Annotated in this window: 12 protein-coding genes and 1 pseudogene; 6 read left to right on the top strand and 7 right to left on the bottom strand. The window is 43.6% G+C overall.

Going from position 1 to position 13,671, the window contains the following annotated elements; genetic code table 11:
• Positions 1–8: 8 nt before the first annotated feature.
• From rbsC to HC660_RS18160, 5 genes are read right to left on the bottom strand one after another with little or no spacing between them, the layout of a single operon-like run.
• A complete protein-coding gene (rbsC, locus tag HC660_RS18180) occupies positions 9–980 on the bottom strand; it encodes a ribose ABC transporter permease RbsC (RefSeq protein WP_168748908.1) in 972 nt (323 codons plus the stop codon).
• A 1-nt stretch (position 981) separates the two neighbouring features.
• The gene (locus HC660_RS18175) at positions 982–2,463 is read right to left on the bottom strand and encodes a sugar ABC transporter ATP-binding protein (protein ID WP_168748907.1); all 1,482 of its coding nucleotides are present in this window, start codon (positions 2,461–2,463) and stop codon (positions 982–984) included.
• 14 nt (positions 2,464–2,477) lie between these two features.
• Positions 2,478–2,873, bottom strand: a complete 396-nt coding sequence (gene rbsD, locus HC660_RS18170; protein ID WP_168748906.1) for a D-ribose pyranase — start codon at positions 2,871–2,873, stop codon at positions 2,478–2,480.
• On the bottom strand, positions 2,870–3,751 hold the full coding sequence (rbsK, locus tag HC660_RS18165) for a ribokinase (RefSeq protein WP_168748905.1): 882 nt from the start codon (positions 3,749–3,751) through the stop codon (positions 2,870–2,872). The genes rbsD and rbsK overlap by 4 nt, the downstream gene beginning before the upstream one ends.
• Positions 3,744–4,730, bottom strand: a complete 987-nt coding sequence (locus HC660_RS18160; RefSeq protein WP_168748904.1) for a LacI family DNA-binding transcriptional regulator — start codon at positions 4,728–4,730, stop codon at positions 3,744–3,746. Before HC660_RS18160 ends, rbsK begins: the two co-directional genes overlap by 8 nt.
• A 798-nt stretch (positions 4,731–5,528) precedes the next feature.
• Here HC660_RS18160 and pgsB point away from each other — a divergent pair.
• From pgsB to HC660_RS18135, 5 genes are all read left to right on the top strand, one after another.
• Positions 5,529–6,710 carry a poly-gamma-glutamate synthase PgsB gene (pgsB, locus tag HC660_RS18155; RefSeq protein ID WP_010332117.1) on the top strand — a complete coding sequence of 394 codons (1,182 nt, stop codon included), beginning with the start codon at positions 5,529–5,531 and terminating at the stop codon, positions 6,708–6,710.
• Between the two features lie 14 nt (positions 6,711–6,724).
• The gene (gene pgsC / locus HC660_RS18150; protein ID WP_010332116.1) at positions 6,725–7,174 is read left to right on the top strand and encodes a poly-gamma-glutamate biosynthesis protein PgsC; all 450 of its coding nucleotides are present in this window, start codon (positions 6,725–6,727) and stop codon (positions 7,172–7,174) included.
• A gap of 18 nt (positions 7,175–7,192) precedes the next feature.
• Positions 7,193–8,335, top strand: a complete 1,143-nt coding sequence (gene pgsA / locus HC660_RS18145; RefSeq protein WP_168748903.1) for a capsular polyglutamate synthetase PgsA — start codon at positions 7,193–7,195, stop codon at positions 8,333–8,335.
• Positions 8,336–8,349: 14 nt separating this feature from the next.
• Complete coding sequence (gene edmS, locus HC660_RS18140; RefSeq protein WP_010332114.1) at positions 8,350–8,517, top strand: extrachromosomal elements maintenance protein EdmS; 168 nt, start codon at positions 8,350–8,352, stop codon at positions 8,515–8,517.
• 156 nt (positions 8,518–8,673) lie between these two features.
• Entirely contained in the window at positions 8,674–9,915 is a 1,242-nt protein-coding gene (locus tag HC660_RS18135; RefSeq protein WP_168748902.1) for a gamma-DL-glutamyl hydrolase, read from the top strand.
• 31 nt (positions 9,916–9,946) lie between these two features.
• Here HC660_RS18135 and HC660_RS18130 read toward each other — a convergent pair whose 3' ends face one another.
• Together HC660_RS18130 and HC660_RS18125 are read right to left on the bottom strand one after the other, a co-directional pair.
• Entirely contained in the window at positions 9,947–10,807 is an 861-nt protein-coding gene (locus HC660_RS18130) for a Cof-type HAD-IIB family hydrolase (protein ID WP_168748901.1), read from the bottom strand.
• 156 nt (positions 10,808–10,963) lie between these two features.
• Positions 10,964–11,949: pseudogene (locus tag HC660_RS18125) on the bottom strand (LCP family protein).
• Positions 11,950–12,273: 324 nt separating this feature from the next.
• Between HC660_RS18125 and HC660_RS18120 the strand changes: the two are divergent.
• Positions 12,274–13,653 carry a sugar porter family MFS transporter gene (locus HC660_RS18120; RefSeq protein WP_280525856.1) on the top strand — a complete coding sequence of 460 codons (1,380 nt, stop codon included), beginning with the start codon at positions 12,274–12,276 and terminating at the stop codon, positions 13,651–13,653.
• Positions 13,654–13,671: the final 18 nt, after the last annotated feature.

Genomic DNA, 13,671 nt, shown 5'->3' with positions numbered 1-13,671 from the left:
AAACCCTCCTATGCTGACTTTTTGCGGTCTAATAATACCGCGATTAAAATGACAATCCCTTTAACAACCAGCTGATAAAATGATGAGACGCCAAGCAAGTTGAGACCATTATTGAGTGTGCCGATGATCAGCACCCCAATTAACGTTCCGATAATGCGCCCGCGGCCCCCGGATAGACTCGTTCCGCCTAAGACCACCGCCGCAATGGCATCCAGTTCATATGATTCTCCAGCTGTCGGCTGTGCTGAGTGGAGGCGGGAAGTCAAAATCGCACCGGCAAGGGCGGATAATAGACCGGCTAAAGCGTAAATCATGACTTTTACACGTGTGACTTTAATGCCTGAAATGAGCGCCGCTTTTTCATTGCCGCCAATTGCGTATGTCCGGCGCCCGAACGGCGTTTTGTGAAGCAGCACCCAAAGGATAACAAAGGCGAGAACCATTGTAATCGCCGGTACAGGAATTCCTAAGAAATAACCGCGGCCGAACAGCTGAAAGGCATAATGAGTGCCAAGCCCTGTGATCGGGTTTCCGTCTGTATACACAAGAGTAAGTCCGCGGAACACAGTCATGGTCGCAAGTGTCGCAATGAAAGGGGCCATTTTCCCTTTTGTGATTAACAATCCGTTGATCATCCCGAGCAGAGCGCCAATCAGGCAGCCTATGATGACGGCGAGTATCGGGTCGACACCAGATACAATCATCCCCGCGACTAAGGCGCTGGACAGGGCGAGAATAGCCCCGACAGAAAGATCAATGCCCCCAGTTAAAATAACGAAGGTCATGCCGAATGCGATTAATCCGTTAATCGCCACCTGCCGAAGCAGGTTTAAAATATTTAGAGGCTCCAGGAAGCTCGGGTTTAAAATTGATACGATCATAACGAGAATAAATAAACCGAGAAACGGGCCGAGCTTCTGCATGACGCCATCGAAGTGAATCTGTTTTTTTTCTGATTGCTTCAGTTGTTCCGTTTTCATGTTACCGCCCTCCCGTGGCAAGTGTCATAATTCGTTCTTGTGTCGCTTCACGCGCTTCGATGTCTCCGCTGATTCTGCCTTCATGGACAACGATGATTCTGTCACTCATTCCGAGTATTTCCGGCAGCTCTGATGACACCATAATGATGCCGACACCGCGGTCAGTGAGCTCATTCATCAGCGTATAAATCTCCCGTTTCGCACCTACATCCACGCCTCTTGTCGGCTCATCCAATATGAGCACTTTTGGGCCGATGCCGATCCATTTTGCGATCACGACCTTTTGCTGGTTGCCGCCGGACAATTGTCGCGCGTGCGTTTCCGGTGAAGCCGTTTTGATGGTCAAGCGTTTTATGAGAAGGTCTACAAACTCTGCTTCCCGCTTGTAATCAATGATGCCCTTTGGAGAAAAACTGGCCAAATTGGGCAGCGCAATATTTTCACGAATGGATGTGTCGAGCAGCAATCCCTCATCTTTGCGGTTTTCCGTAATGAAGCCGAGCCCTTTTTTCACAGCATCATACGGATTCTTAATAGCAGTCTTTTTTCCTGCAATCCAAATTTCTCCCGAATCGAGCCGGTCAATGCCGAACAGCCCTCTCATCATTTCTGTACGTCCGGCTCCCATTAAACCGGAAACGCCGACAATTTCACCGGAACGGACATAAAAGCTGATATCTTCAAAGCGCCCTTTTGAGGAGGCGTTTTTCACCTCGAATATTTTGTCTCCGAGTGAAGGGACGCGTTTAGGGTATCGTTCCGTCAGCTCACGTCCGACCATTTTTTTCACGACCTCGTCAAAATTGGTTTCTGAAATGTTTGTTGTATCGACCGTTTTACCGTCACGCATGATGGTGATTCTGTCGCAAATCGTGAAAATTTCTTCCATTCGATGTGAAATGTATACAATGGAAACACCGTTCTTTTTTAAAGCCGTAATGACGTCAAACAGCTTGCTGATTTCCCGTTCAGTCAAAGCCGCGGTAGGTTCATCCATTATGATTACTTCCGCATTTGTCATGAGCGCTTTTGCAATTTCAATCATCTGCTGCTGTCCGACGGAGCATTCACCCGCTTCTTGATCAAGAGAAAGAGAGACGGATAGTTTATCAAATTGCTCTTTTGCTAGCGCTTTCATTTTTCTTGTTTGTAAAATACCAAATTTCGTTGACATTTCTTTTCCGATAAATAGATTCTCAAGAACGGACATGTCCGGCCAAATATTCAGTTCCTGATGGATGAAGGCGATTCCGTGCTGCTCGGCTTCCTTTGGGTTGGAGAAATACGTCTCGTTGCCATTTATAGTGATCCGACCTTTATCCAGTTTGTGCAGACCAGTCAGGATGTTCATCAGGGTGGACTTGCCGGCGCCGTTTTCTCCCATCAATGCATGAACTTCGCCAGGCTTGAGCTGGAAGGATACACCTGAAAGCACCTGGTTTTTCGCGAATGCTTTATGAATGCCATTCATTTCGATTTGCATATCGATTCTCCTTTCTAGAAAAGCACACCCGCCTGCAGGATGCAGTTGGCGTATGGTGTGAATTCTCCTGTTCGTATGACAGCTTTAGCTTCTTTGGTCAGCTCCTTAAATTCCTCGTGGGGAAGGCAGTCGACTGCCTCTTCAGAAAAAAGGGTTTCTATAAAACTCGCATTCTCTGGATTGGACACCTTTATTTCGGATGCGACTATCACCTTTTCAACCACCATTTCATCTGCCAGCACTGCGGCTACATCCCGGAAAGCCGGAAAACCCGGCTTCAGTGAGAGATCAATTTTCAGAACGCTGTCAGGAACGGGCAGCCCTGCATCAGCGATTACAATTTTGTCAGTATGGCCAAGGTCAGCCAATAGCTTGGCAAGATGACTGTTCAAAATACCGTGTTTTTTCATGACAGCAGCTCCTCTACTTCTTTTCTGGATGGCATTCCGCCTTGAGCGCCGAAAGAACATACAGTTAGGGAAGCGGCGCGGTTTGCGAACCGTAATGCAGCTTCAATATCTTTACCCTCCGCCAGAGCCACTGCAAGAGCCGCGTTAAACGTATCACCTGCTCCGGTCGTATCGACAGGCTCAACAGGGAAGGAAGGGATGATCCGCTCTTTGCTGCCGGCTGAATAGCGCACGCCTTGTTTGCCTTCAGTGATAAAGAGCTTCGCCGGATAAAGCGCCAATGCTTCAGAAACCGTCAGCTCCGGGAATAAGATCGCTGCCTCGTGTTCATTCGGCGTAAGATAGGTGGCATGGTCAATGGTTTCCTGCTTCAGAGGGCGGGCCGGTGCCGGGTTAAGCATGATCGGGATGTCGTGAGAATGGCAGTATCTGCACACCTCATCAACTGTTTCTTCCGGGATTTCCTGCTGAATCAGGACCATATCGATATTTTCAAGCTTTTCGAGAGCGTCTATCGCATAAGATGGGGTGATCTCATCATTTGCGCCTTTAACGACGACGATGCTGTTATCACCTTCGGCAAGCACGATGTGGGCGGTGCCGCTTTCTTTATGTGTAACCGGTTCCATATAGTCGGTGTGAACACCGTTTGCTTTTAAATTATTCATGATGGCTGTTCCATAATGATCGTCACCGACCTTGCCAATCATAAAAACATTTGCGCCAAGTCTGGCAGCGGCAACAGCCTGATTCGCCCCTTTACCGCCCGGCACAGTTTGAAATGAAGTACCCAGTACAGTTTCGCCCGCGTTTGGGCGTTTGTCTGAGGTGACCACTAAATCCATAGAACAGCTTCCAATCACACAAATATTACGCATCCTTTTCTTCCTTTCTTGTCGTATTTCTTCTTATATACATGACGGGCATTTGAATCGCGGTTTCTGCGAGCGGCTGTTTTTTTATGATACTCAAAAGCAGTTTAGCCGCTTCTTTACCCATGTCATATGCCGGCTGTTTAATTGTTGACAGCGGCGGAAACAGCAGCTCGCTTTGGGGAATGTCATCGTAGCCGATAATTTGAATATCCTCAGGCACTTTTTTTCCGCGCCGCAAAGCTTCATGCAAAACAGCCGCTGCTTGAATATCATTACTGGCAATTATCCCGTCTGTCTCAGGATATATGGCAAACAGCTCCTTTGCCAGTGCTTGTGCATCCTTAAAAGAAAAGGACGCTGTCTCGATGATCTGAAAATCAACATCAGCCTGCTGTAATACCTCTAAAGCGCCGTGAAAGCGGTCTTGGGCAGTCGGCAGGTGAGCAGGACCCTTCAGGAGCGTAATGTGTTTGCTTCTATGAACGATTGCTTCTGCTGCTAATTTTCCCCCGGTATGTCCGTCACTGGATACAGAAGGAGCGCCTTCAGGTGTTCTGTCCAGGAAAACGACTGGCTGATCAATCCCGCTGTATTCTTCAAGATGAGGATAATTTGTTGCAGCAATAATACCTGCGACATGATTTTGTTTAAAGGTTTGAAGGTATTCAAGTTCTTTATTTAATTCCTCGTCACTGTTGCCAAAAATAAGCCGATAGCCTTCCCGGTTCAATTCATCCTCCGCGCCGCGGGCAAGCTGGGGGAAGAAAGGGTTCGTAATATCCGGAAGCAAAAGCCCGATCAGCCTGGATTCTCTTTTATAAAGAGACCTGGCGACTTCATTCGGATAATAGTTCAGCTTCTCCATGGCGGCCATCACACGTGTCCTCGTTTCTTCATGTACATAGCCGTTGTCATTCAGGACGCGGGAGACCGTTGCAACCGAGACGCCCGCTGCTCCCGCGACATCTTTAATTGTAGCCAACACAGCTCCTCCTCGTTTGTGTAACCGTTTACATAGATAGATTATCATGACATTTCGTTATTGGCAATAAGAAAAAAATAAACCATGGCGATATAGCAAACCAAACTGTAAATGGTGTATAAATACGAGAATGTAAAGGTAATCACGGTTTTTTTTGACAAAGTCTTCACAAATCTGGATGAACTTTTCATGAACGAATATTAAGTTTTATTAAAATTGTTTCAAAGTCATGCGTTTAGACCTGTAAATAGGATAAAACAGAAAAGACTATCCGCCCAGAAAATGTTTAATTATGTTAGAGAACCTGGACCTGTTTGTTTGCCGTTTTTATTGCCGGGGCCAGTAGTCAATTTGGTATGGGCCTAATATTGTCTATTCCGTGCAGAAAGGACGACATTATGACCTTATCCTTAAGAAACAGGCAAATATAATTTTGTGTTCATAAGAACCGGAAACATGCATTGTATCAGCAAAAGCCTGATATACCGGGCTGGAAAAAAGATTGATTTGAAATGCATATTAAACTGAACATTCAAGGTGTGACTAAACGTCTAGAAGGAAATCATTTGGTAAATGAAAGCGCATTCCTTTTTGGTGTTAAAAAAATCGATAAGATGTAAGTCCTGTCAATTTCCAAAAAAAGAAAACGGCTTGTGGGTATAAAATCTCTTTCAAAAGAGAAGTTTGGCTCAGTAGATTAGGGGAGATTATGTTACATAATGCCGATTGAGAATTCATAGTGATTCTATATACTGATGAATGAATTTACAACAATATAGAAGGAGATGTCGATAAGCAATGTGGTTACTCATTATAGCCTGTGCTGTCATACTGGTCATCGGAATATTAGAAAAACGGCGACATCAGAAAAACATTGATGCCCTCCCTGTTCGAGTGAATATTAACGGCATCCGAGGAAAGTCCACTGTGACAAGGCTGACAACCGGAATATTAATAGAAGCCGGTTACAAAACTGTCGGAAAAACGACAGGAACGGACGCAAGAATGATCTATTGGGATACACCGGAGGAAAAGCCAATTAAACGGAAACCTCAAGGACCCAATATTGGTGAACAAAAAGAAGTCATGAGAGAGACGGTAGATAGAGGAGCCAACGCCCTCGTCAGTGAATGTATGGCCGTTAATCCGGACTATCAAATTATCTTTCAGGAAGAACTTCTTCAAGCCAATATCGGCGTCATTGTAAACGTGCTGGAAGATCATATGGATGTTATGGGGCCGACGCTTGATGAAATTGCAGAAGCGTTTACGGCTACTATTCCTTATAATGGCCATCTTGTCATTACAGATAGTGAATATACCGAGTTCTTTAAACAAAAAGCCAAAGAGCGTAACACAAAAGTCATCATTGCTGATAACTCGAAAATTACTGATGAATATCTTCGTAAATTTGAATATATGGTATTCCCTGATAACGCTTCTCTCGCACTGGGTGTGGCTCAAGCACTCGGCATTGATGAAGAAACAGCGTTTAAAGGAATGCTGAATGCGCCGCCAGATCCGGGAGCAATGAGAATTCTTCCGCTGATCAGTCCGAGTGAGCCTGGGCACTTTGTTAATGGGTTTGCCGCAAACGACGCTTCTTCTACTTTGAATATATGGAAACGTGTAAAAGAAATCGGTTACCCAACCGATGATCCGATCATCATTATGAACTGCCGCGCAGACCGGGTGGATCGGACACAGCAATTCGCAAATGACGTATTGCCTTATATTGAAGCAAGTGAACTGATCTTAATCGGTGAAACAACAGAACCAATTGTAAAAGCATATGAAGAAGGTAAAATTCCTGCAGACAAACTGCATGATCTAGAGTACAAATCAACGGAAGAAATCATGGAATTGTTAAAGAAAAGAATGCACAACCGTGTCATATATGGCGTCGGCAACATTCATGGTGCCGCAGAGCCATTAATTGAAAAAATCCACGAATACAAGGTTAAGCAGCTCGTAAGCTAGGAGGAAATGCAGACATGTTCGGATCAGATTTATACATTGCACTAATTTTAGGTGTACTACTCAGTTTAATTTTTGCGGAAAAAACAGGGATTGTGCCGGCAGGGCTTGTTGTACCGGGATATTTAGGACTTGTGTTTAATCAGCCGGTCTTCATCTTACTCGTATTGTTAGTCAGCTTGCTCACCTATGTCATTGTGAAATTCGGTTTATCCAAGTTTATGATTTTGTATGGACGCAGAAAATTCGCTGCCATGCTGATTACAGGGATCGTCCTGAAAATTGCCTTTGATTTTCTATACCCGATTGTGCCATTTGAAATCGCAGAATTTCGAGGAATCGGCATTATCGTACCGGGTTTAATTGCCAATACCATTCAAAAACAAGGGTTAACGATTACGTTCGGAAGCACGCTGCTATTGAGCGGAGCGACCTTTGCTATCATGTTTGTTTACTACTTAATTTAATGTAAGGTGTGTCAAACGATGAAAAAAGAACTGAGCTTTCATGAAAAGCTACTGAAGCTGACAAAACAGCAGAAAAAGAAAACCAATAAGCACGTATTTATCGCGATTCCGATCGTTTTTGTCCTCATGTTTGCTTTTATGTGGGCAGGCAAAGCAGAGACGCCAAAGGTTAAAACCTATTCAGATGACGTTCTTTCAGCCTCATTTGTAGGCGATATTATGATGGGGCGCTATGTTGAAAGAGTAACGGAACAAAAAGGGGTAAGCAGTATTTTTCAATACGTTGAGCCTATCTTTAAAGCATCAGACTACGTAGCTGGAAACTTTGAGAACCCGGTAACCTATAAAAAGAACTATAAGCAAGCAGAAAAAGAAATTCATCTGCAGACAAACAAGGAATCAGTAAAAGTCCTGAAGGATATGAACTTCACGGTCCTTAACAGCGCGAATAACCACGCCATGGATTACGGCGCACAGGGTATGAAAGATACACTTGAAGAATTTTCAAAACATAACCTCGATATCGTTGGGGCTGGATACAGCTTGAGCGATGCGAAAAAGAATATCTCATACCAAGAAGTTAATGGGGTAACAATCGCAACCCTTGGATTCACGGATGTATCCGGCAAAGGTTTTGCGGCTAAAAAGAATACACCGGGCGTACTTCCCGCAGATCCGGAAATCTTTATCCCAATGATTTCAGAAGCGAAAAAACATGCGGATGTCGTAGTTGTACAGTCACACTGGGGACAAGAGTATGATAATGATCCGAATGACCGCCAGCGCCAATTGGCAAGAGCTATGTCTGATGCAGGTGCTGATATTATTGTCGGCCATCACCCGCACGTCCTTGAACCGATCGAAGTCTATAACGGCACCGTCATTTTCTACAGTCTGGGGAACTTTGTGTTTGACCAAGGCTGGACAAGAACTAGAGACAGTGCGCTGGTGCAGTATCATTTAAAGAAAAATGGAACGGGGCACTTTGAGGTAACGCCGATTGATATCCATGAAGCGACACCAGCCCCTGTTAAAAAAGGCAGTCTGAAACAGAAAACAATTATTCGCGAACTGACGAAAGACTCTAATTTTGCATGGGAAGTAGAAGACGGAAAACTGACTTTTGATGTCGATCACAGTGACAAACTAAATTCTAAATAATGGAGTGATATAAGATGAAATTTGTCAAAGCCATCTGGCCGTTTGTTGCCGTTGCAGTCGTGTTTATGTTTATGTCAGCTTTCAAATTCAACGATCAGCTGACTGATCAGGAAAAGCAGAAAATCGATACGGAAATTCATAAAATTCAACAGCAGGAAGAAACGGCAAACGCCGCTAAATAACAAATAAAAAAAGAGAATGTCTTTCGAGACATTCTCTTTTTTTATTTGCCATTTCGAAAGCCAGCATATTCATTCTGTGAAAATATGAAAAAGTCTCTTAACATATCTAGAAAAATACCGATGTTAAAACTGCAAATAGAGGAGGAGATAGTAAAAGTGAACACACTGGCAAACTGGAAGAAGTTTTTGCTTGTGGCCGTTATGATTTGTTTTTTGGTTCCTATTATGACAAAAGCGGATATTGCGGAGGCTGATACAAAATTTGATCTGGTCATCAGTGAAGCAAAGAAATGGCTTGGGTATAAGTATAAATACGGCGGTGAAACACCGAAAGAAGGCTTCGATTCGTCTGGATTGATTCAATATGTTTTCGGTCAGGCTGATATTCATCTGCCGAGATCGGTGAACGACCAGTCAAAAGTCGGGACAGCAGTAAAACCGGCAGATCTAAAGCCAGGTGATATTTTATTTTTCAAAAAAGCGGGAAGCAGCGGGACTGCACCGACACACGCCGCTCTTTACATTGGAGACGGGCAAATGATTCACAGCACGCTATCAAAAGGTGTTATTGTCACAAATTACGAAAAAAGCAGCTATTGGAGCGGCTCTTACATTGGGGCGAAACGAATTGCTGCCGATCCGGCAACTGCTGATGTCTCTGTTGTGCAGGAGGCCGAAAAATACCTCGGCATTCCGTACGTCTTTGGCGGAAGCACACCGTCAGAGGGCTTTGATTGCTCAGGGCTTGTGCAATATGTCTTTAAACAGGCGCTTGGCATATATCTGCCGAGATCGGCAGAGCAGCAGTGGGCAGTGGGCGAGAAGGTGGCGCCACAGAACATAAAGCCCGGCGATGTCGTCTATTTCAGCAACACGTACAAAAAAGGAATCTCACATGCCGGGATTTATGCTGGCGGAGGAAGATTTATTCAGGCGAGCAGGTCAGAAAAAGTAACCATTTCCTACTTATCAGAGGATTATTGGAAATCTAAGATGACAGGCATCCGCCGCTTTAACAACCTGACGATTCCGAAAGAAAATCCGATTGTGTCGAAGGCGACGCTTTATATCGGGGAAGTTCCTTACAAAAAGGGCGGGGTTTCTCCGGAAACAGGTTTTGATACTTCTGGCTTTATCCAATATGTTTACGAGAAAGCGGCGGGCATTTCACTGCCCCGATACGCGACTGGCCAATATAAAGCGGGAACAAAGGTTGATAAGGCTGATCTGAAACCTGGCGACATTGTCTTTTTCCAATCAACAAGCTTAAACCCGGCCATCTATATCGGAAATGGGCAAGTCGTTCATGTCACATTAACAAATGGTGTAACCATTACGAATATGAATACGAGCACGTATTGGAAAGATAAATACGCGGGAGGTATTCGGGTGCAATAAAAAAAGACTCCAGAGAAACTGGAGTCTTTTTTTATGCATATTGGCCGGAAAGAAGCTGGTCTATAAAATAGGCCACGCCATTTTCATCATTGCTTTTCGTCACGTAAGTGCTTTTTTCTTTCAGTTCATCAATCGCATTTTCCATGGCAATTCGGTGTCCTGCCACTTCAAACATGGATAAATCATTCGGGCTGTCACCAATCGCATAGATATCTTGCGTCTTAATTCCGTATTTGCCGGCAAGCTCAGTCAATGCGCGCCCTTTGCCGGAAGAGGCTGGGAGAATTTCGATAATGTGCTTTCCGGAAGAGGTTTGTGCCAGTTTTTTATGATGCTTCAGTTCTTCCTTCGCATGTCTCAGTTTTTCCATATCAAAAGAGAAGCAAAGGAGCTTGTAAATGTTTTCGCTGCCGTCAAAAATTGATTCGATATGCGGGATTGGTTTGATGCCAAACTGCTTGAACTGAGTCATGGCCCCTTGCCACAATTCATCCGTGTTTTCGTTTGGGTTTGCGCTCTTTAAAATATCAAGCTCTGCTTGAAGCTTAGATTCGCCGTCAAAAGGAGAAAGCAGATGGTCGTCAGTATATACTTCAAAGTAAATATTTTTTGAGAGCAGGTAATCAGCGATCGCTTTGCCGGCCTCTTGATCCATTAATGTCCGGCTGATCAGGCGGTAGCCTTTGTCATGAACCGTTCCGCCATTTGCCGCGATGATGGGGATATCCAAGTCTTCCAGCAGCGCTTTAACATCAAACGTTGCTCTTCCTGTGCAAATGGTAACGAGGATGCCTGCATCAAGCGCCCGCTTGATAGCCGCTCTGTTTTCCTCAGAAATAATGCTTTCTTTATTCAGTAATGTACCGTCTAAATCAATCGCTATTAATTTCATATGTAGGGGAAACCTCCTTAAAAATGAAACTGCTTCGTGTAGTATGTTCAGCTTTCATACGAAACATAAATCGTATAGGTCAAGGCTAAACCTTACGATCCTATTTTTCAACAATAAGAACAAAAAAACGGAATGGTAAAGACCATTCCGTTAAAATCAATTACTTATGTCATTCTTTAATTCGTTTTTATTTCTTCCAACTTTTCATTATCAAGTTTTAAATAATAAAGTTTTTTCCGCTCACGAGAGCTATAGAGATAAATATCAGAACCAGTAAGCTGTTCAGTATCAACTGTTTTTAAAGAGGTTATAAAAGGAAATAAACCGATTGCATCATTTAAAGATAAATTCATCTTAAGGTTTTTCCCTAAACTATCAACAATATCATCATATGCTGGAATAGAGCTTAATGATTTAGATTTTTTTATTATAGCATCTAAGACTTCCATCTGTCTTTGTCCTCGTTGGAAATCTGTATCAGCTTTACGTGTCCTTACATATGCAAGCGCTTCTTCACCATTTAGAGTTTGAACGCCAGGTTTTAAGACGACTTTTCCTTTTGTATCTTTTTTAATTTGATTAGCGATTTTTTCGCTCTTCACATCTATACTGACTCCATGTAATTCATCAACGACGTCTTTAAAGGCATCAAAATTACCTTCTATAACATAGTCGACTGGTATATCTAGAAGGTTTTCAATAGTTTTTGCTGAGAGTTTTACCCCTCCATATGCGTGTGCATGTGTAAATTTATCATAACCATAACCGGGAATGTTGACATAAGAATCCCTGGGAATACTTAACATTGTTGCTGTTTTATTTTTTCGATTAAAAGTAACTAAGACATTAGCATCACTTCGAGCATCATCAACCGTCTCACCTTTTGCAACTCTTGAATCAATACCTAAGAGTAATACTGTAAATGAGTCTTTCTTTGGGTCAAATTCTTTGATGCGTTTAACTGATTGACCATTATCATTTAAATCAATATGTGCATGTTTTGTTGCATTGTTTAACTTTACATAAGCGTAGGTACCAATAGAACCAGCTGCAATTATTAAAATAACAATAAAACCAATTAATAATTTAACCCATTTTCTCAGACGTCTCTTTTTCTTCTTACGCTGTGATCGTTCTTCCATATCCATACCTCTCGTTTCATTAATAGTTGAAGCGTACCATTCATTTTGCCATACGGCAACTCCTGATAAGACAATATTCGATAAAAATTCCTATATTTATATGTTTTTGTTTTTTAAGATGAATGATAATGTGCTGAATCACCTTATATTGGACGCCGCTGGGGAAAAAAATGTTTCGGTAAAGTTGAAAAAAACGCCAGTAAATTAATGGATATGTGATGTTTGTACGTCTGCATAGGTTTACTTGTCAGAAAAATAGGCTAATAGATTTCTAAAAAACTCCGTGGACAGTACCATTGGATCACTGATAGGAGAAAGGGAGTCATTTCTATGAAGAAGCAGTCAAATATATGGCTTTATTTTTTCGGCGCTCTTGGTGGCGCTTTATACGGCTATGATACCGGCGTCATTTCGGGAGCCATTTTATTTATGAAAAAGGATTTAGGCCTCAATGCCTTTACAGAGGGACTTGTTGTCAGCTCCTTATTAATCGGAGCGATACTCGGTTCCGGAGCGGCTGGCAAGTTGACGGACCGCTTTGGCAGAAGAAAAGTGATTATGGCTGCCGCGCTGCTGTTCTGTATAGGCGGCTTGGGTGTTGCGCTTGCACCAAATACAGGAGTGATGGTGCTGTTTAGAATCCTTCTGGGACTGGCAGTCGGAACATCGACAACGATCGTGCCGCTGTATTTGTCTGAACTTGCGCCAAAAGAGAAACGGGGTGCGTTATCGTCCCTCAACCAGCTGATGATTACGGTCGGCATCCTGCTTTCCTATATCGTCAATTACATATTTGCCGATGCGGAAGCGTGGCGCTGGATGCTTGGACTTGCTGCCGTGCCATCATTGCTATTGCTGATTGGTATTTTGTTTATGCCGGAGAGCCCGCGCTGGCTGTTTACGAATGGCGAAGAGAATAAAGCGAAAAAGGTTCTCGAAAAATTGCGTGGCACAAAGGATATTGATCAGGAAATTCATGATATTCAAGAAGCGGAAAAAGAGGACGAAGGCGGTCTGAAGGAGCTGTTCGATCCATGGGTGCGTCCCGCTCTGATTGCCGGCCTGGGACTGGCGTTTCTGCAGCAATTTATCGGTACGAACACAATCATTTATTATGCGCCGAAGACCTTTACAAACGTTGGGTTCGGAAACTCCGCCTCTATTTTAGGAACGGTCGGAATCGGAACAGTGAATGTTCTGATGACTCTTCTCGCCATTAAAATCATTGATAAAGTCGGCAGAAAACCGCTGCTGTTATTCGGGAATGCCGGCATGGTGATCAGCTTGATCATCCTGGCTATGGTGAATCTCTTTTTCGATAACACCCCGGCCGCATCTTGGACGACAGTCATTTGCTTAGGCGTGTTTATCGTTGTATTTGCCGTCAGCTGGGGCCCGGTTGTCTGGGTGATGCTTCCTGAATTGTTCCCGCTCCATGTCAGAGGAATTGGTACCGGTGTATCGACTTTGATGCTGCACGTTGGGACACTGATTGTTTCACTCACCTATCCAATATTAATGGAAGCGATCGGCATTAGTTATTTATTCCTGATTTATGCCGCGATCGGTATCATGGCGTTCTTATTTGTCCGGTTTAAAGTGACAGAGACGAAGGGAAAAAGCCTTGAAGAAATTGAGCAAGATTTAAGGGACAAAAACGGACAGGGAGGATCGACAGGTAAACAGCAGACAGTGGAAACGTAAATCATATTCAAAAGGGTG

Origin of the sequence: Bacillus mojavensis, assembly GCF_012648005.1 — a bacterium.
GTDB classification, from domain to species: domain Bacteria; phylum Bacillota; class Bacilli; order Bacillales; family Bacillaceae; genus Bacillus; species Bacillus mojavensis.
Note: the sequence above shows the minus strand (reverse complement) of the source record. Positions and strands in the feature narration are given on the sequence as shown.

What these genes read in the sequence shown, in the direction of transcription:
- rbsC (WP_168748908.1), bottom strand. Translation starts at nt 980, where the DNA reads ATGAAAACGGAACAACTGAAGCAATCAGAAAAAAAACAGATTCACTTC.
- HC660_RS18175 (WP_168748907.1), bottom strand. Translation starts at nt 2,463, where the DNA reads ATGCAAATCGAAATGAATGGCATTCATAAAGCATTCGCGAAAAACCAG.
- rbsD (WP_168748906.1), bottom strand. Translation starts at nt 2,873, where the DNA reads ATGAAAAAACACGGTATTTTGAACAGTCATCTTGCCAAGCTATTGGCT.
- rbsK (WP_168748905.1), bottom strand. Translation starts at nt 3,751, where the DNA reads ATGCGTAATATTTGTGTGATTGGAAGCTGTTCTATGGATTTAGTGGTC.
- pgsB (WP_010332117.1), top strand. Translation starts at nt 5,529, where the DNA reads ATGTGGTTACTCATTATAGCCTGTGCTGTCATACTGGTCATCGGAATA.
- pgsC (WP_010332116.1), top strand. Translation starts at nt 6,725, where the DNA reads ATGTTCGGATCAGATTTATACATTGCACTAATTTTAGGTGTACTACTC.
- pgsA (WP_168748903.1), top strand. Translation starts at nt 7,193, where the DNA reads ATGAAAAAAGAACTGAGCTTTCATGAAAAGCTACTGAAGCTGACAAAA.
- edmS (WP_010332114.1), top strand. Translation starts at nt 8,350, where the DNA reads ATGAAATTTGTCAAAGCCATCTGGCCGTTTGTTGCCGTTGCAGTCGTG.
- HC660_RS18130 (WP_168748901.1), bottom strand. Translation starts at nt 10,807, where the DNA reads ATGAAATTAATAGCGATTGATTTAGACGGTACATTACTGAATAAAGAA.